The sequence below is a fragment of the Streptomyces sp. NPDC058650 genome, assembly GCF_042717315.1.
Lineage (GTDB): Bacteria > Actinomycetota > Actinomycetes > Streptomycetales > Streptomycetaceae > Streptomyces.
This window is the reverse complement of the sequence record NZ_JBHXRL010000002.1, coordinates 1-22312: the sequence shown is the minus strand read 5'-3', so window position 1 is coordinate 22312 and position 22312 is coordinate 1. Positions and strand designations below refer to the sequence as shown.

The following is a 22312-nucleotide window of genomic DNA, read 5'->3' as shown; positions in this document are numbered from 1 at the left end:
TTCTCGTACTCGGCGTGTTCGGCGACGAGTTCGACGACCCGCCCCAGGTCCTCCGCGCGGGCGCGGCGCACCACGGCCCTTCCGCCCCCACCGTCACGATCGCTCATACGGCCATCATGCACGGCCCCACCGACAGCTCGGCCGCCGCACCCTGGCGCCGCAGCCACTCGCGGTACGGGGCGGCGCGCAGGGCCGCTTCGCGATAGGCGGCGGCCAGCTCCGCGTACAGCGTGTCCAGGGCCGTCCCCGGGCGCGCGTACAGCAGCAGCCGGACCGCCAGCGGGTCGCCGCGCAGCGGCCGGATCGCCATGTCCTCGCGGGGCACCGAGGTCGGCTGGCAGGGGGCGACGGCCTCGCCGAGGACGATGAGGGACGCTGCCGTGTGGTAGTCGCCGTGGAGCAGCGGCGGGTCGATGCCGGCCGCGCCGAGGACCCGCCGGAGGCCGTCCCATTCGCCGTCCACGGTCGGGTCGACCATCCAGTGGTCGCGGGCGAGGTCGGCGAGGTCGACGACGGGGCTGGCGGCGGCGGGATGGTCGCGGGCCAGGGAGACGAACTGCGGTTCGCGGGCGACCAGGACCCGCCGCTGAAGTCCCTCGGGCACCCGGAGGGGGCAGCCCTCGACCTCGTGGACGAAGGCCACGTCGAGCTGGCCCGCGGCGACCGTGCTCAGCAGCGCGTTCGCGGAGACGTCCACGCGGAGCCCGACGTCCGTGCCGGGCAGGCGTTGGCGGAGCCGGCGCAGCCAGCCGGGGAGCGCCCGGCTGGCGGTGGAGCCGACGCGGAGTCCGGGACCCTCGGTGCGGGCGACCGCGGCCCGGGCCTCGGTGACGAGCGCGGCCATGTCCGCGACGAGGGGGCGGGCCCGGCTGAGCACGGAACGGCCGAGCGGGGTGGGCAGGCAGCCGGTGCGGCCGCGGGAGAAGAGCTCGGCGCCCAGGGAGTTCTCGATCCGGCGCAGTTGGGTGGTCAACGAGGGCTGACTCATGCCCAGTTGGCGCGCCGCCTTGTGCAGGCTGCCCGCGTCCGCGATGGCGCAGAGCGCGCGCAGATGCCTCACCTCCAGCTCCATGCCCCGAGGGTAGGGCGGCGACCTGCGTCGCACCAGACAGCCGGAGCGCGTCATATTCCTTGGTTTGCAAGGCAGTTGGAGGCGGCGGGCAGGGTGATGCGGGCGGGCTATCGGCAGTTGACATCATCCCCACGCTCCCCGGCTTCCCCGAGACTCGCTCCGACCCCCTACAGGAGGAGCCCCCCATGCGTCACCCCAAGGTCCTCAACACCGTACTGACCGCCGCCCTCGGCCTCGGTCTCGCCGCCTCGCTCGGTACGGCTCCGGCGGCGGCCGCTCCGGACGCCGTTCCCCCCGCCGGCGCCGCAGCCGTGGCGTACGCCGGTTCGGCCGAGGAGGCCAAGGCCAACAAGGCGTTCTTCGACGCCGTCGTGAAGTCGGTGGCGAAGAAGCGGGCCGCCAACCCGGGCGCGGCCGCCGTCACCGTCGTCTACAGCGCGTCCAACGCGCCGAGCTTCCGCACCCAGATCGCCCGCTCCACCCAGATATGGAACAGCTCGGTGGTGAACGTCCGGCTCGTCGAGGGCAGCAACCCCGACTTCCGCTACTACGAGGGGAACGACTCCCGCGGCTCGTACGCGAGCACCGACGGCCACGGCAGCGGCTACATCTTCCTCGACTACCGGCAGAACCAGCAGTACAACTCCACCCGGGTGACCGCCCACGAGACCGGGCACGTCCTCGGCCTGCCGGACCACTACAGCGGGCCGTGCAGCGAGCTGATGTCGGGCGGCGGTCCCGGCACGTCCTGCCAGAACGCCCAGCCGAACGCCCAGGAGCGCTCCCGCGTCGACCAGTTGTGGCGTTACGGGCTCGCTTCCGCGTTCAAGGTTTCCTGACCCCGGAAAGCGTCCGCACCGGACGAAGAGGACGGCGGCGCCCGTGAGGGGCGCCGCCGTCCGGCGTTCGGGTGGGGTTCGGGACCCGGGTGTCAGGCCGCCCGCAGAAGACGGCGGCCGAAGTCGGCGCCGGGCGGGAGCTGGCGCCGGACCCGGTCGAGCGCCCCGTCGAAGTCACCCCCGGCGACGCACGATTCGAAGGCGGCGCCACCGTAGTGGAGCGTCAGGCTGAGGTCCGAGCGCTCGCCGAGCGTCAGCAGACAGCTCAGAGTGGCCTGCTGGGCCACGCCGTCCATGACGACGGGGAGCGGCAGGTCCCACTCCAGGACGCAGCCGCCGAGGGCCTGTCCGCCGCTCTCGGCGGCGCTGAGCGCGGCGAAGGTCGCGCCCGTGTACTCGACCCCCCTGATCCGGGTGGCCACGTGCCGCCCGGTGGCCGTGATGACGATCGCTTCCGCGCCGCTGCGGTCCCGGTACCAGCCGGTCCAGACTTCTGTCGACTCCGATGACATGCGCGGACTGTAGCGGTATGACCGGCTCCGGCGCGCGGCCGGTCACCCGGTGGCCGGACTTCTCCCGTTCTCGCCGTTCTTGCCGGTCACCTGCGTGCTCGTGGCTTCCGCGCCCGCGCCCGGACCTCCCTCGGCACCCGCCTCCGCGCCCTCGCACCGCGGGCAGTCCGGGTTGCGACAGGGCTGCACTTCCCACTCCGGCACCCAGGCCCCGAGGACCTTGTGCCGGGTGGCCAGCTTGGCGCGCGGTCGACCGCAGGCCGGGCACCCGCTCTCGGCCAGCGGGTCCCGCGTCGTGCGAGGCGCTTCGTCACCCATGGTTCCAGGGTAGGACGCCTCGCACGGGCCCGCTCTCCGCCGCTACCGCTTCCTGGTGTACGTGCGGAGGAGCACGCCGTTGTCGAAGGTGCGCACGTCGCCCAGCACGAAGTCGCGGGGCTCGAAGCCGGCGCCGAACATCGGCATGCCGGAGCCGTAGACCTGCGGGTACGTCTTGATGACCAGCTCGTCGATCTCCTCGATGAGCTCGCCCGCGATGGTGGAGCCGCCGCAGAGCCAGATGCCCAGGGGGCTGTCCTCGGCCTTGAGCTCGCGGACGCGTCCGACGAGGTCGTCGGCGATCAGCTCGACGTTGGGGTCGGGCGACTCGGCCAGCGACCGGGTGGCGACGAACTCGCGCAGGTGGCTGTACGGGCTGGTGACGTTGATGTCCAGAGCCAGCTGGTACGACCCGAGCCCCTGGATGACGGTGTCGAAGCACCGGTTGGGGCCGTCGATCCCGAGCGGCTCCCGAGCCTGCGTCGGGATCGTCTCCGGGTACTCGGCGTTCATGAACTGCAGGTACGGCGCGTCCAGGAACTGGAACATGGACGTGGCATCGCCCTCGGGGTCACCGATGAAGCCGTCGATGGTGCAGGCGATGTAGTAGGTGAGCTTGCGCAAACCGGTCCTCTTCGTCTTCGGGGAGTGGACTGCAGTCGCAACCACGACGGCTATAGTGCTTCACCTGTAGTGGTTACGCAAGCCCCATTCTCGAAAGAAGGGAGCCGGAAGTGGCGAGGAACCCGGAACGCCGTACGGCACTGCTCGACGCCGCGATCGAGGCCCTGGCCGACGAAGGTGCCCGCGGGCTGACCTTCCGGGCCGTCGACGCCCGGGCGGGGGTCCCCACGGGCACCTCGTCCAACTACTTCAGCGACCGGGACCGGTTGCTCTCCGAGGTCGCCGACCGGATCTTCGTCCGGCTGACGCCCGAGCCCGGCGCCATCGACACCGCGCTGCTCGCGAAGCCCAGCCGCGCCCTCGTCGTCGAGCTGATGCGCTGGCTCGCCCGGCGCATGACCGCCGAGCGCACCTGCTACCTGGGCCTCTTCGAGCTGCGCCTGGAGGCCGTGCGCCGGCCCGAGCTCCAGAGCCGGTTCACCCAGGTGCTCCGGGACGACCTCGCCTTCAACATCCGGCTGCACGTCGAATCGGGGATGCCCGGGGACGCGGACACGGTCCGGGTGCTCTACTTCGCCCTCACCGGGCTGCTCCTCGACCACTTCACCGTGCCCGGCCTCCATGCCGAACGGGACCTGGACGACCTCGTCGAGACCGTGGTCGACCGGATCGTCCCGGACGCCTGACCTCGACCCCGCTCTCCGATCCCGTCAGCGCGTACGCCGGGTGACGAACTCCGCGAGGGCGAGCAGGTCTCCCGCCGCCGCCAGGTCCGGGACCGCCTGCGCCAGGAACTCGATGGCGCGGCCCATGCGCTCGGCCGCCTGGGCCTGTGCCCAGTCCCGGCCGCCGGCCCGCTCGACCGCGTCCGCCGCGGCCCGTACCGCCGCCATGTCGAGGGTCGGACGGGAGTAGAGCTCGGCCAGTTCGTCCCCCGCCGGGGTCCCCGAGGCGAGCGCCGCCACCACGGGCAGCGACTTCTTGTGGGCGACGAGGTCGGCGCCGGCCGGCTTGCCCGTCCGGTCCGGGTCGCCCCAGATGCCGATGAGGTCGTCGATCAGCTGGAACGCGAGTCCGGCCTCGCGGCCGAAGGAGTCCATCGCCGCGACCTCCTCCTCGCCCGCGCCCGCGTAGAGGGCGCCGATGGCGCAGGAAGCGCCGAGCAGGGCCCCGGTCTTGGCGGTGGCCATGGCCAGGCACTCGTCGAGCGAGACCTCGTGCGGCGCGCGCTGCTCGAAGGCGCAGTCCGCCTGCTGGCCGGCGCAGAGCTCGATGATGCAGGCGGCGAGGCGCGCGGAGGCGGCCGGCGACGCGGGGTGCGGGTCCTCGGCGAGCATCCGCAGGGCGAGTGCGCTCATCGCGTCACCGGCGATGAGGGCGTCCGGGATGCCGAAGACGGTCCAGGCGGTGGGCCGGTGTCGTCGGGTCGGGTCCTGGTCCACGATGTCGTCGTGGAGCAGGGTGAAGTTGTGCGCGAGCTCGACCGCCGCGGCCGCCTTCACGGCCTGGGCCGACTCGGCTCCGAGGGCGCGGGCCGCCGCGAGGACCAGGGCCGGCCGGATCGCCTTGCCCGCCTGTCCGGCGGCCGGGGTGCCGTCGGCGTGCTCCCAGCCGAAGTGGTACATCGCCACCCGGCGTATGGAGCCCGGCAGGGACTCGACGGTGGAGCGGAGTTGGGGATGGACGGCGGTCCGTGTCTGGTCCAGGAGCATCACGGCCCCCTGACCGTCGGTGACGGCATCCGTGCTGGTCATGATCACGGTCACTTCCTTCGTGTCCTTCGCGGCGCGAGCGCGGGGAGACGCCCGGGGGCGGGAGGTTCGGGTCCCGCCCCCGGGCACCGCCGGCTCAGTGCCAGCGACTGACCTCGACGTTCTCCAGGACGCCGAGCGCGTCCGGGACGAGGATGGCCGCCGAGTAGTAGGCCGTGACGAGGTAGGAGATGATCGCCTGCTCGTCGATGCCCATGAAGCGGACGGAGAGGCTGGGCTCGATCTCGTCGGGGAGGCCGGTCTGGTGCAGACCGATCACGCCCTGGTCGGCCTCGCCCGTACGCATGCAGATGATCGAGGTGGTCCGCGCGTCCGAGACCGGGATCTTGTTGCACGGGTAGATCGGCACGCCGCGCCAGGTCGGAATGCGGTTGCCGTTGACGTCGATCGTCTCCGGCACGAGGCCGCGCTTGTTGAGCTCGCGGCCGAAGGCGGCGATGGCGCGCGGGTGGGCGAGGAAGAGCTTCGAGCCCCGGCGGCGGGAGAGCAGCTCGTCCATGTCGTCGGGGCTGGGAGAGCCGTCGTGGGGCTGGATCCGCTGCCCGTAGTCGCAGTTGGAGAGGAGACCGAACTCCTTGTTGTTGATGAGCTCGTGCTCCTGGCGCTCGCGGAGCGCCTCGACCGTCAGCCGCAACTGCTGCTCGGTCTGGTTCATCGGCTGGTTGTAGAGGTCGGCGACGCGGCTGTGGACCTTCAGCACGGTCTGGGCGACGCTCAGCTCGTACTCGCGGGGCGAGGCGTCGTAGTCGACGTACGTGTGCGGGACGACCGCCTCGCCGACGTGACCGGCGGAGAGGTCGATGGCGGCCTCGCCGTAGTTGTTGGTGCGCTGGTCGGGCAGGGCGGCCACGCCCGCGAGGTGCGCGGCGAGCGAGTCGACCCGGTCCGCGAGGTTCCGCACGTCGTCGCGGGTGAGTTCCAGGACCGTACAGGCGGTGGCGGCCCGGGCGGTCCAGCCCCAGACGGCGTCGTCGCGGATCAGTGCGGACTCGCCGAGGTAGGCGCCGTCGGCGAGGACGCCGAGGACGGCCTCGTCCCCGTAGGGCCCCTCGCCGATCTGCTCGATCCGGCCGTGCGCGAGGAGGTACACGCGGTCGGTGGCGGCGCCGGCGGTCGCGATGATCTCGCCCGCCGCGTACTCCCGCTGCGAGCAGCGGGACGCGAGCTCGGTCAGGGCGTCCTCGTCCTCGTATCCGCGCAGGGCCGGAAGCTCTCCGAGCTCGGCGGGGATGACCGCGACGCGCTGCCCCGTCTGGACGAAGGTGACCCGGCCGTCACCCACGGAGTAGCTGAGCCTGCGGTTCACCCGGTACGTACCGCCCTGCACCTGCACCCACGGCATCATCCGCAGGAGCCACCGAGAGGTGATCTCCTGCATCTGCGGCGCGGACTTGGTGGTCGTGGCGAGGTTCCGCGCGGCGGCGGTACCGAGACTCTGCTGCGGTGCCTGGTCCGTACGGACCTCGTCGCCAACCGAACCAACGGACATGGAACTCCCTCTCGTATACGTGAGTTGCGAGAGAAGCCTTTCAGCACGGAGCGTGTCGGCGCCATTACACATTCGGGTGGGACTGTTCGACGATCTTCGGGGCATGTCACGCGATTTCCCCCCGAACAGCGGCGCACCACGCGCCCCACGCCACCGTGTCCGGATCGGCTCGCACAGCACCCGAACGGATGGCCGCGGAGTGGCTGACTCCGGTACTCCGGAAGCTCACCCCGTTCCCCCGAAGGGAGTCGGTCATGGCCTCACCCATGTCCGCGAGCAGGTTCCTCGACGCGCTGCGCGACGAGGGCCTCGCGGTCGTCCAGGTCGGCGACTGGTCCACCCACAACCGCAACCACAAGGGCCCCTGGGGCCCCGTGCACGGTGTGATGATCCACCACACCGTGACCAAGGGCACCGCGAGCACCGTCCGCATCTGCAAGGACGGTTACGAGGGTCTGCCGGGGCCGCTCTGCCACGGCGTGATCGCCAAGGACGGCACGGTCCACCTCGTCGGCTACGGCCGCGCCAACCACGCGGGCCTCGGCGACGACGAGGTCCTCAGGGCGGTCGTCGCCGAGCAGGGGCTGCCGCCGGACGACGAGGCCACGACGGACGGCAACCGGCACTTCTACGGCTTCGAGTGCGAGAACCTCGGCGACGGCGAGGACCCGTGGCCGAAGGTCCAGCTGGCGGCCATCGCGAAGGCGGCGGCCGCCGTGTGCCGGGTGCACGGCTGGACCCAGCGCTCGGTCATCGGGCACCGGGAGTGGCAGCCGGGGAAGGTGGACCCGCGCGGGTTCACGATGGCCTCGATGCGCGAACGGGTCGCCGACCTGCTGCGCTGACCGCCGCCGGCGCGGCCCGTTCGCGCTGCCGGACAATGACCGGGTGAACGCCTTCGACCTCTCCCGTCTGCGGCCCCGGCTCCCCTCGCCCCTGGAGCCGGTGGAGGACGAGCGCTTCGCCCGGCGCGGTCTCACGCTGCTGCTCAAGCGCGACGACCTCATCCACCCCGACCTGCCGGGCAACAAGTGGCGCAAGCTCGCGCTCAACCTCCGCGCGGCGGACGGTCGGCCCGTGCTCACCTTCGGCGGCGCGTACTCGAACCACCTGCGCGCCACGGCCGCCGCCGGGCGGCTCCTCGGCTTCCCCACGATCGGCGTCGTCCGCGGCGACGAGCTTGCCGGGCGCCCGCTCAACCCGTCCCTCGCGCGGTGCGCGGCGGACGGGATGCGGCTGGAGTTCGTCGACCGGGCCACGTACCGCGCGAAGAGCGAACCCGCCAGGCTCGCCGCGCTCTTGGAGCGGGCCCCCGCGGGGACGTACGTGGTCCCGGAGGGCGGCAGCAACGCGCTCGCCGTGCGGGGGTGCGTGGAGCTCGGCCGCGAGCTCGCCGGGGCGGCGGACGTGGTCGCCGTCGCCTGCGGCACGGGCGGCACCCTCGCGGGCCTCGCGGCCGGCCTCGCGCCGGGGCAGAGGGCACTGGGCGTTCCGGTCCTCAAGGGCGGCTTCCTGGGCGCGGAGGTCCGCGCCCTCCAGGAGGCGGCGTTCGGCGGCCCGCGCGGCGACTGGGCCCTCGACGAGCGGTTCCACTGCGGCGGTTACGCCCGTACCGGCCCGGCACTCGAGGCGTTCGCACGGGACTTCGAGGCGCGGCACGGACTCGCCATCGAGCGGCTGTATGTCGCCAAAATGCTGTTCGGCCTCGTCACCCTCGCGGAGGAGGGCGCGTTCCCGGCGGGTACCCGGATCTCGGCGGTGGTGACGGGCGCCCCGGAGCCCCTTCCGGGGGACTAGTCCACCGCCTCCTCGCGGTGCGCGGCGGCCTCCTCCAGGTCGAGGCGGCGGAGCAGCGTACGCATCATCTCGTCGTCGATCCGGCGCGCGTCGCGCAGCCGCACGAAGACCTCGCGCTCGGCTTCGATCATCTCGCGGGAGAGCCGCCGGTACGTGTCGTCCGCTGTCTCCCCGGTGGTTTCGTTGACCGCCCCGAGCCGCTCCCACACGGAGTTCCGGCGCCGTTCCAGAACCGTGCGGAGCCGGTCGGCCAGGGGCTTCGGGAGGGCGTTGTGCTCGTCGGCGAGGAGGGCGTCGAGGCGTTCCTCGGCGGCCCGGGAGGCCTCGCTCTGGGCCTGCGCCTCGGCGAGGGTCTCGGCGTACCGGTCGCGTCCTGGGAGCTTCAGGAACCGGATGAGCGGGGGCAGGGTGAGGCCCTGCACCACCAGCGTGCCGATGACGGTGGTGAAGGTGAGGAAGAGGACGAGGTTGCGGGCCGGGAACTCCACGCCGTCCGTGGCGACGGGGATGGAGAAGGCGATGGCGAGGGAGACCACTCCGCGCATGCCGGCCCAGCCGACGACGAGCGGGGCCTTCCAGTCCACTCCCGGCTCGCGTTCGCGTACGCGCGCGGAAAGCCGGCGGGGCAGGAAGGTCGCCGGGTAGACCCAGACGAACCGGACGGCGACGACGGCCACGAAGACCCCGACCGCGTACCAGACCGCCTCCCCGATGCCGTACTGGCCGAGGCCCTGGACGACGTACGGCAGTTGGAGCCCGATCAGGGCGAAGACGGCGGACTCCAGGACGAAGGCGACCATCTTCCAGACGGCCTCCTCCTGGAGCCGGGTCGCGAAGTCGACCTGCCAGGCGCGGTGGCCGAGGAAGAGGCCGACCACGACGACGGCGAGGACGCCGGAGGCGCCGACCTCCTCGGCGGCCGCGTAGGCGACGAAGGGGATGAGGAGGGAGAGGGTGTTCTGGAGCAGGGAGTCGCCGAGGCAGCGCCGCAGCCAGTGGATGGGGACCATGAGGACCAGGCCGACGCCGATCCCGCCGAGGGCCGCGAGCGCGAACTCGCCGATGCCGCCCGCCCAGCCGATGCCCGCGCCGACCGCCGCCGCGAGGGCGACCTTGTAGGCGGTGATGGCGGTGGCGTCGTTCACCAGGGACTCGCCCTGGAGGATCGTGGTGATCCGGTGGGGCAGACCGAGCTTGCGGGCGATGGCGGTGGCGGCGACCGCGTCCGGCGGGGCGACCACCGCGCCGAGCACGAGCGCGGCGGTCAGCGGCAGGTCGGGGACGAGGACGTACGCGAGCCAGCCGACGGCCACGGTCGCGAAGAGGACGTAACCGACGGAGAGCAGGGCGACGGGCCGGATGTTGGCCCGCAGGTCGAGGTAGGAGGAGTCGACGGCCGCCGTGTAGAGGAGCGGGGGCAGGATCAGCGGCAGCACGATGTGCGGGTCGAGCGTGTAGTCCGGGACTCCCGGTACGTACGAGGCGGCGAGACCGGCGGCGACCAGGAGCAGCGGGGCCGGCACCGGGGTCCTGCGCGCGAGCCCCGCGATCGCGGCGCTCGCCGCCACCAGTGCCACCAGCTGTAGTGCGTCCATGCCCGTCCCCGTCTTTGTCGCGCAACGTAATCTGGCCATCATGAGCGAGTGCCCGCACGTTGCCGAAATGCCGCGCCCCGAACCGGCGCCGCTGGCCGACACCTGCCCGGAGTGCCTGGCGGACGGGACGCACCCGGTCCAGCTGCGGCTCTGTCTGAGCTGCGGGCACGTCGGCTGCTGCGACTCGTCGGCGGGGCGGCACGCTACGGGGCACTTCTCCACCACGGGGCATCCGGTGATGCGGACCTTCGAGCCGGGCGAGGCCTGGCGCTGGTGCTTCGTGGACGGTTCGATCGTCTGACGGCCGGGTCGCTCGGTACGGCGGCCCTTCCGACGGTTCGACGGCTTCCCGGTTGGGTACGTCATCCCTCCGCCGTTCGCTCGATTTCGCCCCCCGCAGGCCTCTACCCACCGTCCGCATCCATGGGCCTACCATGGGTGACGAGCGTGAGCGGGGGCCCGGGGGGCTGACGGCGACACGGCGGGACGTATCGCGATAGCGTCACGGCGGACTGCGCAGCCCCCTGCGCACCGCCCGGTTCGGGGCCTCTCCCCCCGGACCCCGAATGAGCTTGTGCCACCTTGGAGGTGAGGGTGTCCCAGATCACAGGCGAGCCCGGGACCCAGGACTTCGTGGAAGTCCGGCTGCCCGCTGCGGGTGCCTATCTGTCCGTGCTGCGTACGGCTACGGCCGGCCTCGCGGCGCGCTTGGACTTCACCCTCGACGAGATCGAGGACTTGCGGATCGCCGTCGACGAGGCCTGCGCGATCCTGCTCCAGCAGGCCGTGCCGGGGTCCGTCCTCAGCTGTGTCTTCCGGCTGGTCGACGACTCGCTGGACGTGACGGTCTCCGCCCCGACGACCGACGGCCGGGCGCCGGAGCGGGACACCTTCGCCTGGACGGTGCTGTCGGCACTGGCCGGGAAGGTGGAGTCGTCGGTGGCCGACGACCGTACGGTCTCGATCAGCCTGTACAAACAGCGCGGCGCGGGGCCAGGCCCGGCGTGAGGAGCGGGGACGCGACGGCCGGCATCCCTGAGCAGCAGGCGCGGCCGCATGAGGTCGCTACGGAGCAGGCGGACCAGATGAGCGAGCACGAGCAGCACCACCAGGTTCCCGAGACGCCCGGCCTCCCGGAGGCCTCGACGACCTCCGGGACCTCCGGGACCTCCGAAGTCTCCGAGGTCGCCGGGGTCTCCGAGGTCGCCGGGGATTCTTCGGGCATGCCGAGCGCCGAAGAGGCCAAGGCCGCCGAAGAGGCCGACGCCACCGCGGAAGGCAAGGCCTCCGAGGAAGCCAAGGTCGCCGGAGAGGCCAAGGTCGCCGGGGCGGAGCAGGGCGACGAGGTCCCGGCGACCCCCACCGTCCCCGCCCCGAACGACCGGAGCGGCGCCCGCGCCCTCTTCGTCGAGCTGCGCGGGCTGCCGGAGGGTTCCCCGGAGAAGGCGGAGCTGCGCAACCGGCTGGTCCGGATGCACCTGCCGCTGGTGGAGCACCTGGCCCGGCGCTTCCGCAACCGCGGCGAGCCGCTGGACGACCTGACGCAGGTGGCGACGATCGGCCTGATCAAGTCGGTGGACCGGTTCGACCCGGAGCGCGGGGTCGAGTTCTCGACGTACGCGACCCCGACGGTCGTCGGCGAGATCAAGCGCCACTTCCGTGACAAGGGGTGGGCGGTCCGCGTGCCGCGCCGCCTTCAGGAGCTGCGGCTCTCGCTGACCACGGCGACGGCGGAGCTCTCCCAGCAGCACGGCCGTTCCCCGACGGTGCACGAGCTGGCGGAGCGGCTCGGGATCTCGGAGGAGGAGGTCCTGGAGGGGCTGGAGTCGGCGAACGCCTACTCGACGCTCTCCCTGGACGTCCCGGACACGGACGACGAGTCGCCGGCCGTGGCGGACACCCTGGGTGCGGAGGACGAGGCCCTGGAGGGGGTCGAGTACCGCGAGTCGCTCAAGCCGCTCCTGGAGGGTCTGCCGCCGCGGGAGAAGCGGATCCTGCTGCTGCGTTTCTTCGGGAACATGACCCAGTCGCAGATCGCGCAGGAGGTCGGCATCTCGCAGATGCACGTGTCTCGGCTGCTGGCTCGGACCCTGGCGTCGCTTCGGGAGAAGCTTTTGGTGGAGGAGTAGGGCCGAAGGCTCTACAGAGCGTCCTGACCGGGGCGCCGGATGCCGAGCGCCTCGGTCGTGGCCGGATGCACCAGGAGGACGAGCCCGGTGACGGCGAGGGCGCCGAGGGCGATGCCGGCCGGGATCATCACGCTGTTCGCCTGGAGCAGCTGCCAGGCGACCGGCAGGGCCAGGATCTGGGTGATGACGGCGGGGCCCCGGCTCCATGCGCGGCACAGCCAGAGGCCGCGTGCGGCGGCGAGCGGGATCAGGCCGAGTGCGACAAGCGTCACCGCGCCGGTCAGGGCGCCGGTGAGGTCGCCCGTCCCGTCCGTGAGGGATTTCACCAGCATGTACACGCCGCCGGCCAGGAGCCCGAGGGCCTCGATGCCGGCCACGGCCGCCGCGGCGGCGAGGCGGGTGGGGCGGGAGGTCTGCTCCGTACTGCTGCTCATAGAGGGCAGGGTAACCGGGGCGCCCGCCGGGCCGGGCGGGCCGGGGTGGACCGGACCGTGCTGGGTGTCCGACGGGTGGCCTGGGCTGGGATAGGTACCGCCGGGTAGGTACCCTGGCGCTCATGCGCGCACTTCTCGTGGTCAACCCGGCAGCCACCACCACCAGTGCCCGCACCCGCGACGTGCTCATCCACGCGCTGGCGAGCGAGATGAAGCTGGAGGCGGTCACCACCGAGTACCGCGGCCACGCGCGCGACCTGGGACGGCGCGCCGCCGACTCGGGCAACATCGATCTGGTCGTGGCCCTCGGCGGCGACGGCACGGTCAACGAGGTCGTCAACGGACTGCTGCACGGCGGGCCCGATCCGGACCGGCTGCCGGGTCTCGCGGTCGTCCCCGGCGGCTCGACCAATGTCTTCGCCCGCGCGCTCGGACTGCCGAACGACGCCGTGGAGGCGACCGGAGCCCTGCTCGACGCCCTGCGTGAGCGGCGGGCACGCACAGTGAGCCTCGGGCTCGCGGCCGGGACGCCGGGCACCGAGGACGAAGCGGTGCCTTCGCGCTGGTTCACCTTCTGCGCCGGCCTCGGATTCGACGCGAGCGTCATCGGCCGGGTCGAACAGCAGAGGGAGCGCGGGAAGAGATCCACGCACGCCCTCTATCTGCGCCAGGTGTTCCGCCAGTTCCTGGAGGAACCGAACCGGCGGCACGGGACGATCACCCTGGAGCGCCCCGGCGCCGAGCCGGTCGAGGACCTCGTCCTCTCCATAATCTGCAACACCTCCCCCTGGACCTACCTGGGCAATCGTCCGGTGTACGCGTCCCCGGAGGCGTCCTTCGAGACCGCTCTCGACGTGCTCGGACTGAGCCGTCTCTCCACCCCGGCGGTGGCCCGGTACGCCACTCAGCTGCTCACCTCCACGCCGGAGCGGGGTCCCCGCGGCAAGCACGCCGTGACTCTGCACGACCTGACCGACTTCACCTTGCATTCCAAGGTCCCCCTCCCCCTCCAGATGGACGGTGACCACCTGGGACTGCGTACGAGCGTGACGTTCACAGGCGTACGCCGTGCACTGCGTGTGATTGTGTGAGTGGAAGGGCCGAAAGTCCTTTCACTCGAACGTTTAGGCGCGCATCCACCCCTTAGAAGTACGGCTGTGACCTAGCCGACACCGAGGAATCAAAAAAAACTTTCCGGAAGGGGTTGTATCCGTTGCTGGGGTTTGGGAGTCTCTTCTTGGCGATCGGGACGGCCCGCAACACCGGCCTCCACTGAGAGCCAGAACCCCTCCTCAGTCTTAGGACCACACCAGTTCATCTGGCAGTCGGCCCTTCCCTTGCGGGGGGATTCGTGAAAGCGTTCACATTCACAAGCAACCGCATGTCACACCAAGAGAGGTAGCAGCCATGGACTGGCGTCACAACGCCGTTTGTCGTGAGGAAGACCCCGAGCTGTTCTTCCCCATCGGCAACACCGGTCCTGCGCTGCTGCAGATCGAGGAAGCCAAGGCCGTCTGCCGCCGCTGCCCCGTCATGGAGCAGTGCCTGCAGTGGGCGCTCGAGTCCGGCCAGGACTCCGGCGTCTGGGGTGGCCTCAGCGAGGACGAGCGCCGCGCGATGAAGCGCCGTGCCGCTCGCAACCGGGCGCGTAACGCCACCGCCTGACACCCCGCCGAAAGCCTGAGGCCAGCGGCGCATACATCGCGTATGCAATCACCGCTCTCGAGTCGCAGCGCGCAGCAGTAACCCACAGCATTCGAGCCCCGGACCGATCTCCTCGGTCCGGGGCTCGCTGCTGTGTTCGCCTTGCTGCTACCGACTTCCGCTTACTTCTGCGCCAGTACGGGGATGTCGAGGATCACCTTCGTGCCGCGCTCGGCGCCGGGGACCATGTCGAACGTTCCGCCCAACTCCCCTTCCACCAGCGTCCGTACGATCTGGAGGCCGAGATTTCCGGCCCGCTGCGGGTCGAAGCCCTCGGGCAGACCGCGGCCGTCGTCCTGGACCGTGATCAGGAGCCGGGCGTCGACGCGGGGCTCGCCGCGGACGGCGGTGACCTCGACGGTGCCCTGCTCGCCCTGGGAGAAGGCGTGTTCAAGGGCGTTCTGGAGGATCTCCGTGAGCACCATGGAGAGCGGGGTCGCGACCTCGGCGTCGAGAATGCCGAAGCGGCCGTTGCGCCGGCAGGTGACCTTGCCCGGGGAGATCTCGGCGACCATCGCGATCACCCGGTCGGCGATCTCGTCGAACTCGACGCGTTCGTCCAGGTTCTGAGACAGCGTCTCATGGACGATCGCGATCGAACCGACGCGCCGCACGGCCTCGTTGAGCGCCTCGCGGCCGCGGTCGGAGTCCATCCGGCGGGCCTGGAGACGCAACAGGGCGGCCACGGTCTGGAGGTTGTTCTTCACCCGGTGGTGGATCTCCCGGATGGTCGCGTCCTTGGTGATCAACTCGCGCTCGCGGCGCCGGAGTTCGGTGACGTCGCGGAGCAGGACGAGCGAACCGATCCTGGTGCCCTTGGGGCTGAGCGGGATCGCCCGCAGCTGGATCACCCCGCCGTTGCCCTCGACCTCGAACTCGCGCGGCGCGTAGCCCGAGGCGACCTTGACCAGGGCCTCGTCCACGGGGCCGCGGGAGGGGGCGAACTCGGCCGTGATCTGGCCGAGGTGCTGGCCGACGAGGTCGGCGGAGAGGCCGAGCCGGTGGTAGGCGGAGAGGGCGTTGGGCGAGGCGTACTGGACGACGCCTTCCGCGTCCAGGCGGACCAGACCGTCGCCCGCCCGGGGCGAGGAGTCCATGTCGACCTGCTCGCCGGGGAAGGGAAACGTTCCGGCGGCGATCATCTGGGCGAGGTCGGAGGCCGACTGGAGGTAGGTGAGCTCCAGCCGGGAGGGCGTGCGGACCGTGAGCAGGTTGGTGTTGCGGGCGATGACGCCGAGGACCCGGCCCTCGCGGCGTACGGGGATGGACTCGACCCGCACCGGGACCTCCTCGCGCCACTCGGGGTCGCCCTCGCGGACGATGCGGCCCTCGTCGAGGGCGGCGTCGAGCAGGGGGCGGCGGCCGCGCGGCACCAGGTGGCCGACCATGTCGTCCTGGTAGGAGGTGGGGCCGGTGTTGGGCCGCATCTGGGCGACGGAGACGTATCGCGTGCCGTCGAGGGTCGGAACCCACAGGACGAGGTCGGCGAAGGAGAGGTCGGAGAGCAGCTGCCACTCCGACACCAGCAGGTGGAGCCACTCGAGGTCGGAGTCGCTCAGGGCTGTGTGCTGGCGCACGAGGTCGTTCATGGAGGGCACGGTGCGAGGGTACCTGCGGAATTGCAGGGGCGGTGAACCTGGATCTCCGGGCGTCCGTGTTGGAGGATGGGCCGGGAAGGACCGCGCTCGTGTGGATGGACAGACAAGAATGGTCTAGTCCACAATGGCGCTACAAGCCTCCATCCTCCCCGCACAGGAGGATGGAACGAGGTACCCGACGCTCTCTGCCCTGACTGCGTCGAGACCTCCCACACGGCCGAGGGACCGCACACCCCCGGCCGAGCAACTCCGGGCTGCGGTGCCGGACGGGCTGAGGGTCCCGTCAGGCGCCGTAGCCCGCGGGTGTTTCCGGGGCCGTTTCCCGGGCTGTTCCCGGGACCGCTTCCGACGTCGTTTCCGCAGGCCAGGCCTGCATCGCCCACTCCGCCACCGCCGCGAGGTCCTCCCGCGTCGCCCCGTCGCGGGCCTGCTGGGACATCCCCTGGAGCACGGCACCGCTGAAGCGGGCGAGCGCGCGGGCGTCGGTGCCGGATGACAGCTCCCCCGCCTCGACGCCCCGGCGGATCCGGGCCTCGAAGGAGGTCAGATTGGCCTCGCGGCGCGCCCGCAGGGCCTCCTCGACCTCGGGGGTCGAGCAGTTGATCGCCGCGGAGATCATCAGACAGCCGCGCGGATGGCCTGACTCCGTGAAGAGCTCCGCCGCCTCCCGCAGGACGCGCCCGACGGCGCCGCGGGCCGTCGGCTCCTCGGCGAAGGCACGACCGCCGTACGCGCCGTACGACCCCGCGTACGCCTCGACGACCTCCTCGAAGAGCGTCCGCTTGTCGCCGAAGGCCGCGTAGAGGCTGGGTGCGCTGATGCCCATGGCGCGGGTGAGGTCGGAGACGGAGGTCGTCTCGTAGCCGTGCTCCCAGAAGGCCATCGTGGCCTGCTCCAGGGCTGTGAGCCGGTCGAAGGAGCGGGGGCGGCCGCGCTGTCTCGTCACCATGGAGTGAATTCTATAGCGCGCGCTAGGAAAAGTGGGGTACGGTCTTTTCGTAACGACCACTACACAAACGAGGGGGGCGTCGCCATGGGCGTGCTCGCAGGGAAGACGGCACTGGTCACGGGCGGCAGCCGGGGCATCGGGCGCGGGATCGCGGAGCGGCTCGGCCGGGAGGGCGCCCGGGTCGCGGTGCACTACGGGAGCAACGAGACGGCGGCGAAGGAGACGGTCGCGGCGATCGAGGCGGCCGGCGGCGAGGCCTTCGCGATCGGCCAGGAGCTCGGGGTGCCGGGGGACGCGGCGGCCTTGTGGACAGCGTTCGACGCGGCGGTCGGCGGCGACGGCGGCCTGGACATCCTGGTGAACAACGCGGGGGTCGCGGCGTCGAAGCCGTTCGCGACGCTCGACGAGGAGGAGTACGACCGCGTCTTCGCCATCAACACGAAGGCGCCGTTCTACCTCGCGCAGCTGGGCGCCGAGCGACTCCGGGACGGCGGCCGGATCATCAACGTCTCGACCGGTCTGACCAAGGCGGCGCTCATGCCGGACCTGATCGCGTACTCGATGTCGAAGGCAGCGCTCGACGTGTTCACCCGGGACCTGTCGAAGGTCCTCGGGCCGCGGCGGATCACGGTCAACGCGGTGGCGCCGGGGGTCGTGGACACGGACATCAACGCGGGCTGGCTGCGGGGCGACGACCAGGCCTGGGCCGGGGCGGCGGCGATGTCGGCGCTCGGCGGGGTCGGCACCCCGGCGGAGATAGCGGACGTGGTGGCCTTCCTGGCCTCCGAGGACGCGCGCTGGGTGACGGGCCACTGGATCGACGCCACGGGTGGCTCGCTGGCCTGAGCCGGGCGCGTGGAGGGCGCCGACCAGGGCGGGTTCGAGTGGCTGGTGGGACAGGCGCGGCACACGATGGTGACGGTGCCGTCCGTACGTCGGAACGGCATGAGGAGACGGCCTCCCCTCTGCTAGATTTGGCTTTGATTGGTCTATACCACACGGCCCCTCCCCAGCCCCTCCACCAGATCGGCAGGCACAGCGTGGAAGTTGTCATCGTCAAGGACGCCAAGGCGGGCGGCGAGCTCATCGCGGACGGCATCGCCGGCCTCCTGCGCCGCAAGCCCGACGCGCTGCTCGGCGTGGCCACGGGTTCGACTCCGATCCCCATCTACGACGCCCTGACCGCCCAGGTCGCGGCCGGTTCCGTGGACGCCTCCCGCGCCCGGATCGCGCAGCTGGACGAGTACGTCGGGCTGCCGTCCGGGCACCCCGAGTCGTACCGCTCCACCGTGCTCCGCCAGGTCGTCGAGCCCCTCGGGCTCTCCCACGACGCCTTCATGGGCCCCGACGGCTCCGCCGAGGACGTCCAGGCGGCCTGCGAGGCGTACGACAGGGCGCTGGCCGAGGCCGGCGGTGTCGACCTGCAGATCCTGGGCATCGGCACCGACGGGCACATCGGCTTCAACGAGCCGTGCTCCTCGCTCGCCTCGCGCACCCGGATCAAGACGCTCACCCAGCAGACCCGCGTGGACAACGCCCGCTTCTTCGACAACGACATCGAGCAGGTGCCGCACCACGTCATCACCCAGGGCATCGGCACCATCCTGGAGGCCCGTCACCTGGTGCTGCTCGCCACCGGCGAGGGCAAGGCCGAGGCCGTGGCGCAGACCGTCGAGGGCCCGGTGGCCGCGCTCGTGCCGGCCTCCGCGCTCCAACTGCACCCGCACGCCACGGTCGTCGTGGACGAGGCCGCGGCCTCCAAGCTGAAGCTCGCGGACTACTTCCGCCACACCTTCGCCGACAAGCCCGCCTGGCAGGGCATCTGACGGCGTCCGCGGAAGACGACGAAGGGGCCCGGCACCTGGTTCAGGTGCCGGGCCCCTTCCCGTGCGGGCGTCGCTACGGGTGTCGGTGGCGGCGCTCAGGTGCCGGTGCCGACCACGGCCTCGGCGGCCGCGCGGCCGCAGACGCGGGCCGCGCCGTGCGTGGCGATGTGCAGGGCCCCGCGGGGCTCCGCCTCGTTGAGGCCCATCTCGACCACGACGGTGTCGGGGCGGGCCGCGAGGAGACCGTCCAGGGCCTCGGTCATCCACGGGTGGCGGTGGGCGTCACGGACGACCGCGACGATCCGGCGCTCCCCCGCGGCGGCGAGGATCGGTTCCACCGAGGCCTCGTCGTACGAGCCGGTCTCCGTGCCGGGCAGCAGGCGCTCCAGCTCCGCCGCGATGCCCCAGGGCGTCTCGTCGCCGACCGCGAAGTTCGCGACGGGGGTGAAGGAGGCCACGTAGGGAGCGCTGCTCACCGGGGTGTACGGCCGCTCCCCCCGGGTCACCTTCAGGGCCCGACGGGCCGCGACCAGTCCGATCTCGGCGCCGGGCGCGATCCCCTCCTGCACTGCCGCGCCCGGCACCGATTCAGCCCCCCTGGCCCGGTGGGACTGGGTCCAGGCCGCCAGGGCGCGCACGCGCGCCGCGGCGTCGGCCAGCCGCTCCTCGGGCAGTTCACCGGTCCGTACCGCGTCGACCAGCGCGTCGCGCAGCCGCAGTACGGTGTCCTCGTCGCACAGCCCGCCGCCGACGCAGATGGCGTCGGCGCCCGCGGCGATCGCGAGGACGGATCCGCGCTCGATGCCGTACGTCGCCGCGACGGCCTGCATCTCCATGCCGTCGGTGACGATCAGCCCCTCGAAGCCCAGCTCCTGGCGCAGCAGACCGGTGAGGATCTGCGGGCTCAGGGTGGCCGGACGGTGCGGGTCGAGCGCGGAGAGAAGAATATGCGCGCTCATGACCGCTTTGGTACCCGCGGCGATGGCGGCGCGGAAAGGTACCAGCTCACGGGCGTGCAGTGTGGCGAGGTCCACATCGATCCGGGGCAGCGCGTCGTGCGAGTCGACGTTGGTGTCGCCGTGTCCCGGGAAGTGCTTGGTGCAGGCCGCGACCCCGACGCCCTGGAGGCCGTCGACGTACGCCACGGTGTGCCGGGCGACCAGGTCCGGGTCCGGCCCGAAGGACCGGACGCCGATGACCGGGTTCTCGGCGTTGGAGTTGACGTCCGCCGAGGGCGCCCAGTTGAGGTCGACGCCGCACTGGGCGAGCCGGCGGCCGAGCTCGCGGGCCACGGCCCGAGTGAGCTCGACGTCGTCGACGCTGCCCAGCGCGTAGCTGCCGGGGAAGGAGGAGCCCTGCTTGACCTCCAGGCGGGTGACGTCCCCGCCCTCCTCGTCGATGGCGACGAGGACGTCGTCCCGTTCCGCGCGCAACTGCGCGGTGAGCGCGGCGAGCTGCTCGGGGCTGACGATGTTCCGGCCGAAGAGGCCGACGGAGGACAGGCCCTCGCCGATGTGACGGCGCAGCCAGTCAGGGGCGGTGGTGCCGACGAAACCGGGCTGGAGAACCGTGAGCGCGTCCCTGGTCAGGGTGGACGTGCCGTGTACGAGAGTGGTCATGAGACGCCGTTATCCCTTCACCGCGCCGGCGGTCATGCCGCCGACGGCCTTGCGCTGGAGGAAGAGGAACACGATGAGCACGGGGAGGGCGAAGAGCGTGGAGGCGGCCATGGTGGCGCCCCAGTCGCTGCCGAACGCGGTCTGGAATTCGGTCAGCCAGCGCGTCAGGGTCTGCGACTCCTTGTCCTTGTTCAGCATGAGGACCATGGCGAACTCGTTCCAGGCGGTGATGAAACCGAAGAGCGAGGTCGACATGAGGCCGGGAGCGAGGAGCGGGAAGATCACCTTGCGGAAGGCCTGACCGCGAGTGCAGCCGTCGATCTGCGCGGCCTCCTCCAGCTCGACCGGGACGGCGGCGATGAAGCCGCGCAGGGTCCAGATGGTGAAGGGGAGGACCATCACGAAGTAGATGAGCGTGAGCATCGGGATGCTGTTCAGCATGTCGTTCTCACGGGAGATCAGGTACATCGCGATGACCATGACCTCCCAGGGGGCCATCTGCGCGAGCATCACGATCAGGACGATGCCCTTGCGCCCCTTGAACTTCATGCGAGCGATCGCGAAGCTCGCGGCCAGGGCCACGAGGAGGGCGAGCAGCACGGCGCCGAGGGTGACGACGAGGCTGTTCTGGACGTACGTCCAGAAGAGGTCGACACCGGTCGCGGTCGTGTAGTTCTCGAACGTCGGCGAGAAGACGAAGACGGGGTCCTTCGTCATGATCTCGTGCTGCGGCTTCAGCGAGGACGAGAACATCCAGTAGACGGGGAAGACGAACACCACGGCGAGGACGAGGGCGGTGAGGTTCTTGGCGACCACGCCGACCGTGAGCGGCTTCCTGGTGCGCAGCTTCTGCGGAGTCTGGGTGGTGGCGCTCACAGCTCCTCCTCCTGCTTCAGGATCAGGCGGAAGTAGAAGGACATGATCGCGATGAGCATCACGATCGTCAGGACGGAGATGGCGGCGGCGACACCGTAGTGGAACTGGCCGACGCCCTCGATGTAGGCGAAGACCGGGAGGGTCTCGGAGCCTCGGTCGGGGCCGCCCTGGTTCATGGCGTAGACCTGCGCGAACGCCTTGAAGATCCAGATGATCTCCAGGAACGTCGTGATCATGAAGAAGGACTTGAGGTTCGGGAAGACCACGGCCCAGAAGGTGCGCCAGCCGCTCGCGCCGTCCATCTTGGCGGCCTCGTACAGCTCCGACCCGACGGTGGTCAGGGCGGCGTACATGTTGAGGGCGACGAAGGGGACGGAGCCCCAGACGAGCAGGATCAGGATGATGACGAGCGTGGAGAAGCCCGTCTCGAACCAGTTGTGCTGCTCGTAGCCCGAGAAACCGAGCGTGCGCATGAGCCAGTTGGCGACACCGAACTGCTCGTCGAAGAGCCAGCGGAAGACGGTGACGGAGGCGATGATCGGCATGGCCCAGGCGAGCATCAGGGCCAGCGAGAGGACCAGTCGCATCTTCTTGCCGAGGCGGTTCAGCAGCAGGCCGATGCCCGTACCGATGGCCATGATCAGGGCGACGTTGACGGCGGTGAAGACCACGCTTCGGACGACGACCGTCCAGAACTGCGAGTCGCTCAGCAGGTCCGTGTAGTTGTCGAAGCCGGTCCAGACCGTCTCACGGGTGATGAACTCTTTCCGGTTGAGCTCCTGGAAAGAGAGGATCACGTTGCGGATCAGCGGGTAGAGCAGGAGCACGGCCATGGACAGCAGGGCCGGCGTGACGAGCAGATAGGGCAGCAGCCCACTCGGCAGCGAGCGTCTGCCGCGCGAGGGCTGAAGGACTTCCTTCGAGCCGGAAGGGGGTGGCGGAGTCTGAGACTTCCCTGCCGCCCTCCCGGGCGCGTCCTGAGGAGCGGCGCCGGCCGTCCTCTGGGAGTCCACGGTCATGGTCTTATTCCTCGCGGTTCTGGGGCTCCCGCGCCCACCGGGGCGCGGCCCGGGGGAGCGGGCCGCTGATCACTGCATGCGATGCGTCACTGCAAAGCGTCACTGCAAGCGCCGGTGGTGCGGCCGGTGCGACACCGGCC

At 71.2% G+C, this 22312-nt stretch carries 24 protein-coding genes; 11 read left to right on the top strand and 13 right to left on the bottom strand.

The window, feature by feature from the left end; translation table 11 throughout:
• Window positions 1-103: 103 nt before the first annotated feature.
• Window positions 104-1072, bottom strand: coding sequence for a LysR family transcriptional regulator (locus ACFWWU_RS03860; RefSeq protein WP_384138516.1), 969 nt, complete (start codon window positions 1070-1072; stop codon window positions 104-106).
• Between the two features lie 185 nt (window positions 1073-1257).
• Between ACFWWU_RS03860 and snpA the strand changes: the two genes are divergently transcribed.
• Entirely contained in the window at window positions 1258-1911 is a 654-nt protein-coding gene (gene snpA / locus ACFWWU_RS03855) for a snapalysin (protein WP_384138513.1), read from the top strand.
• Window positions 1912-2003: 92 nt separating this feature from the next.
• On the opposite strand, the gene ACFWWU_RS03850 is transcribed toward snpA, so the two are convergent.
• From ACFWWU_RS03850 to ACFWWU_RS03840, 3 genes are read right to left on the bottom strand one after another with little or no spacing between them, the layout of a single operon-like run.
• On the bottom strand, window positions 2004-2423 hold the full coding sequence (locus tag ACFWWU_RS03850; protein ID WP_384138510.1) for a DUF6304 family protein: 420 nt from the start codon (window positions 2421-2423) through the stop codon (window positions 2004-2006).
• Window positions 2424-2465: 42 nt separating this feature from the next.
• Window positions 2466-2741, bottom strand: a complete 276-nt coding sequence (locus tag ACFWWU_RS03845; protein WP_384138507.1) for a hypothetical protein — start codon at window positions 2739-2741, stop codon at window positions 2466-2468.
• Between the two features lie 42 nt (window positions 2742-2783).
• Window positions 2784-3365 carry a dihydrofolate reductase family protein gene (locus ACFWWU_RS03840; protein ID WP_384139547.1) on the bottom strand — a complete coding sequence of 194 codons (582 nt, stop codon included), beginning with the start codon at window positions 3363-3365 and terminating at the stop codon, window positions 2784-2786.
• A 110-nt stretch (window positions 3366-3475) separates the two neighbouring features.
• Here ACFWWU_RS03840 and ACFWWU_RS03835 point away from each other — a divergent pair, with 110 nt between their 5' ends.
• The gene (locus ACFWWU_RS03835) at window positions 3476-4051 is read left to right on the top strand and encodes a TetR/AcrR family transcriptional regulator (RefSeq protein ID WP_384138505.1); all 576 of its coding nucleotides are present in this window, start codon (window positions 3476-3478) and stop codon (window positions 4049-4051) included.
• Between the two features lie 24 nt (window positions 4052-4075).
• On the opposite strand, the gene ACFWWU_RS03830 is transcribed toward ACFWWU_RS03835, so the two are convergent.
• A complete protein-coding gene (locus ACFWWU_RS03830) occupies window positions 4076-5119 on the bottom strand; it encodes a family 2 encapsulin nanocompartment cargo protein polyprenyl transferase (RefSeq protein WP_384138502.1) in 1044 nt (347 codons plus the stop codon).
• Window positions 5120-5213: 94 nt separating this feature from the next.
• Window positions 5214-6626: a family 2B encapsulin nanocompartment shell protein gene (locus ACFWWU_RS03825; RefSeq protein ID WP_384138499.1), complete on the bottom strand. Its 1413-nt coding sequence runs from the start codon at window positions 6624-6626 to the stop codon at window positions 5214-5216.
• A gap of 254 nt (window positions 6627-6880) precedes the next feature.
• On the opposite strand from ACFWWU_RS03825, the gene ACFWWU_RS03820 reads away from it, so the two are divergent.
• A complete protein-coding gene (locus ACFWWU_RS03820; RefSeq protein ID WP_384138496.1) occupies window positions 6881-7471 on the top strand; it encodes an N-acetylmuramoyl-L-alanine amidase in 591 nt (196 codons plus the stop codon).
• Window positions 7472-7514: 43 nt separating this feature from the next.
• Window positions 7515-8423 carry a 1-aminocyclopropane-1-carboxylate deaminase/D-cysteine desulfhydrase gene (locus ACFWWU_RS03815; RefSeq protein ID WP_384138493.1) on the top strand — a complete coding sequence of 303 codons (909 nt, stop codon included), beginning with the start codon at window positions 7515-7517 and terminating at the stop codon, window positions 8421-8423.
• Here the strand turns inward: ACFWWU_RS03815 and ACFWWU_RS03810 are convergent.
• Window positions 8420-10018 (bottom strand): Na+/H+ antiporter, encoded by a 1599-nt coding sequence (locus ACFWWU_RS03810; protein ID WP_384138490.1) that lies wholly within the window; start codon window positions 10016-10018, stop codon window positions 8420-8422. The genes ACFWWU_RS03815 and ACFWWU_RS03810 overlap by 4 nt on opposite strands.
• A gap of 40 nt (window positions 10019-10058) precedes the next feature.
• Between ACFWWU_RS03810 and ACFWWU_RS03805 the strand changes: the two genes are divergently transcribed.
• The 3 genes from ACFWWU_RS03805 (at window position 10059) to ACFWWU_RS03795 (ending at window position 12147) form a co-directional block, all read left to right on the top strand.
• Window positions 10059-10319 carry a UBP-type zinc finger domain-containing protein gene (locus ACFWWU_RS03805; RefSeq protein WP_384138487.1) on the top strand — a complete coding sequence of 87 codons (261 nt, stop codon included), beginning with the start codon at window positions 10059-10061 and terminating at the stop codon, window positions 10317-10319.
• A 293-nt stretch (window positions 10320-10612) separates the two neighbouring features.
• The gene (locus ACFWWU_RS03800; RefSeq protein WP_024761155.1) at window positions 10613-11026 is read left to right on the top strand and encodes an anti-sigma regulatory factor; all 414 of its coding nucleotides are present in this window, start codon (window positions 10613-10615) and stop codon (window positions 11024-11026) included.
• A complete protein-coding gene (locus ACFWWU_RS03795) occupies window positions 11023-12147 on the top strand; it encodes an RNA polymerase sigma factor SigF (protein WP_384138484.1) in 1125 nt (374 codons plus the stop codon). The genes ACFWWU_RS03800 and ACFWWU_RS03795 overlap by 4 nt, the downstream gene beginning before the upstream one ends.
• Before the next feature lie 11 nt (window positions 12148-12158).
• Here ACFWWU_RS03795 and ACFWWU_RS03790 read toward each other — a convergent pair whose 3' ends face one another.
• Entirely contained in the window at window positions 12159-12581 is a 423-nt protein-coding gene (locus tag ACFWWU_RS03790) for a hypothetical protein (protein WP_384138481.1), read from the bottom strand.
• 122 nt (window positions 12582-12703) lie between these two features.
• On the opposite strand from ACFWWU_RS03790, the gene ACFWWU_RS03785 reads away from it, so the two are divergent.
• Both ACFWWU_RS03785 and ACFWWU_RS03780 read left to right on the top strand, forming a co-directional pair.
• The gene (locus tag ACFWWU_RS03785; protein ID WP_356683484.1) at window positions 12704-13672 is read left to right on the top strand and encodes a diacylglycerol kinase family protein; all 969 of its coding nucleotides are present in this window, start codon (window positions 12704-12706) and stop codon (window positions 13670-13672) included.
• 316 nt (window positions 13673-13988) lie between these two features.
• On the top strand, window positions 13989-14246 hold the full coding sequence (locus ACFWWU_RS03780; RefSeq protein WP_004937597.1) for a WhiB family transcriptional regulator: 258 nt from the start codon (window positions 13989-13991) through the stop codon (window positions 14244-14246).
• A 161-nt stretch (window positions 14247-14407) separates the two neighbouring features.
• On the opposite strand, the gene ACFWWU_RS03775 is transcribed toward ACFWWU_RS03780, so the two are convergent.
• Both ACFWWU_RS03775 and ACFWWU_RS03770 read right to left on the bottom strand, forming a co-directional pair.
• The gene (locus ACFWWU_RS03775) at window positions 14408-15874 is read right to left on the bottom strand and encodes a sensor histidine kinase (protein ID WP_384138477.1); all 1467 of its coding nucleotides are present in this window, start codon (window positions 15872-15874) and stop codon (window positions 14408-14410) included.
• A 292-nt stretch (window positions 15875-16166) separates the two neighbouring features.
• Complete coding sequence (locus ACFWWU_RS03770; protein ID WP_384138473.1) at window positions 16167-16832, bottom strand: TetR/AcrR family transcriptional regulator; 666 nt, start codon at window positions 16830-16832, stop codon at window positions 16167-16169.
• An 84-nt stretch (window positions 16833-16916) separates the two neighbouring features.
• Here ACFWWU_RS03770 and ACFWWU_RS03765 point away from each other — a divergent pair, with 84 nt between their 5' ends.
• A complete protein-coding gene (locus ACFWWU_RS03765) occupies window positions 16917-17678 on the top strand; it encodes an SDR family oxidoreductase (protein WP_384138471.1) in 762 nt (253 codons plus the stop codon).
• A gap of 194 nt (window positions 17679-17872) precedes the next feature.
• Window positions 17873-18658 (top strand): glucosamine-6-phosphate deaminase, encoded by a 786-nt coding sequence (gene nagB / locus ACFWWU_RS03760; RefSeq protein WP_384138468.1) that lies wholly within the window; start codon window positions 17873-17875, stop codon window positions 18656-18658.
• Window positions 18659-18753: 95 nt separating this feature from the next.
• Here nagB and ACFWWU_RS03755 read toward each other — a convergent pair whose 3' ends face one another.
• From ACFWWU_RS03755 to ACFWWU_RS03745, 3 genes are read right to left on the bottom strand one after another with little or no spacing between them, the layout of a single operon-like run.
• Complete coding sequence (locus tag ACFWWU_RS03755; protein WP_384138465.1) at window positions 18754-20277, bottom strand: glycoside hydrolase family 3 protein; 1524 nt, start codon at window positions 20275-20277, stop codon at window positions 18754-18756.
• A 9-nt stretch (window positions 20278-20286) separates the two neighbouring features.
• Window positions 20287-21153: a carbohydrate ABC transporter permease gene (locus tag ACFWWU_RS03750; RefSeq protein ID WP_384138462.1), complete on the bottom strand. Its 867-nt coding sequence runs from the start codon at window positions 21151-21153 to the stop codon at window positions 20287-20289.
• Window positions 21150-22172, bottom strand: coding sequence for a carbohydrate ABC transporter permease (locus ACFWWU_RS03745; RefSeq protein WP_384138459.1), 1023 nt, complete (start codon window positions 22170-22172; stop codon window positions 21150-21152). Before ACFWWU_RS03745 ends, ACFWWU_RS03750 begins: the two co-directional genes overlap by 4 nt.
• Window positions 22173-22312: the final 140 nt, after the last annotated feature.

Bases quoted from the DNA above. Each gene is read 5' to 3' on its own strand.
- ACFWWU_RS03860 (WP_384138516.1), bottom strand. From the start codon at position 1,072: ATGGAGCTGGAGGTGAGGCATCTGCGCGCGCTCTGCGCCATCGCGGAC.
- snpA (WP_384138513.1), top strand. From the start codon at position 1,258: ATGCGTCACCCCAAGGTCCTCAACACCGTACTGACCGCCGCCCTCGGC.
- ACFWWU_RS03850 (WP_384138510.1), bottom strand. From the start codon at position 2,423: ATGTCATCGGAGTCGACAGAAGTCTGGACCGGCTGGTACCGGGACCGC.
- ACFWWU_RS03845 (WP_384138507.1), bottom strand. From the start codon at position 2,741: ATGGGTGACGAAGCGCCTCGCACGACGCGGGACCCGCTGGCCGAGAGC.
- ACFWWU_RS03830 (WP_384138502.1), bottom strand. From the start codon at position 5,119: ATGACCAGCACGGATGCCGTCACCGACGGTCAGGGGGCCGTGATGCTC.
- ACFWWU_RS03825 (WP_384138499.1), bottom strand. From the start codon at position 6,626: ATGTCCGTTGGTTCGGTTGGCGACGAGGTCCGTACGGACCAGGCACCG.
- ACFWWU_RS03820 (WP_384138496.1), top strand. From the start codon at position 6,881: ATGGCCTCACCCATGTCCGCGAGCAGGTTCCTCGACGCGCTGCGCGAC.
- ACFWWU_RS03810 (WP_384138490.1), bottom strand. From the start codon at position 10,018: ATGGACGCACTACAGCTGGTGGCACTGGTGGCGGCGAGCGCCGCGATC.
- ACFWWU_RS03805 (WP_384138487.1), top strand. From the start codon at position 10,059: ATGAGCGAGTGCCCGCACGTTGCCGAAATGCCGCGCCCCGAACCGGCG.
- ACFWWU_RS03790 (WP_384138481.1), bottom strand. From the start codon at position 12,581: ATGAGCAGCAGTACGGAGCAGACCTCCCGCCCCACCCGCCTCGCCGCC.
- ACFWWU_RS03785 (WP_356683484.1), top strand. From the start codon at position 12,704: ATGCGCGCACTTCTCGTGGTCAACCCGGCAGCCACCACCACCAGTGCC.
- ACFWWU_RS03780 (WP_004937597.1), top strand. From the start codon at position 13,989: ATGGACTGGCGTCACAACGCCGTTTGTCGTGAGGAAGACCCCGAGCTG.
- ACFWWU_RS03775 (WP_384138477.1), bottom strand. From the start codon at position 15,874: ATGAACGACCTCGTGCGCCAGCACACAGCCCTGAGCGACTCCGACCTC.
- ACFWWU_RS03770 (WP_384138473.1), bottom strand. From the start codon at position 16,832: ATGGTGACGAGACAGCGCGGCCGCCCCCGCTCCTTCGACCGGCTCACA.
- ACFWWU_RS03765 (WP_384138471.1), top strand. From the start codon at position 16,917: ATGGGCGTGCTCGCAGGGAAGACGGCACTGGTCACGGGCGGCAGCCGG.
- ACFWWU_RS03755 (WP_384138465.1), bottom strand. From the start codon at position 20,277: ATGACCACTCTCGTACACGGCACGTCCACCCTGACCAGGGACGCGCTC.
- ACFWWU_RS03745 (WP_384138459.1), bottom strand. From the start codon at position 22,172: ATGACCGTGGACTCCCAGAGGACGGCCGGCGCCGCTCCTCAGGACGCG.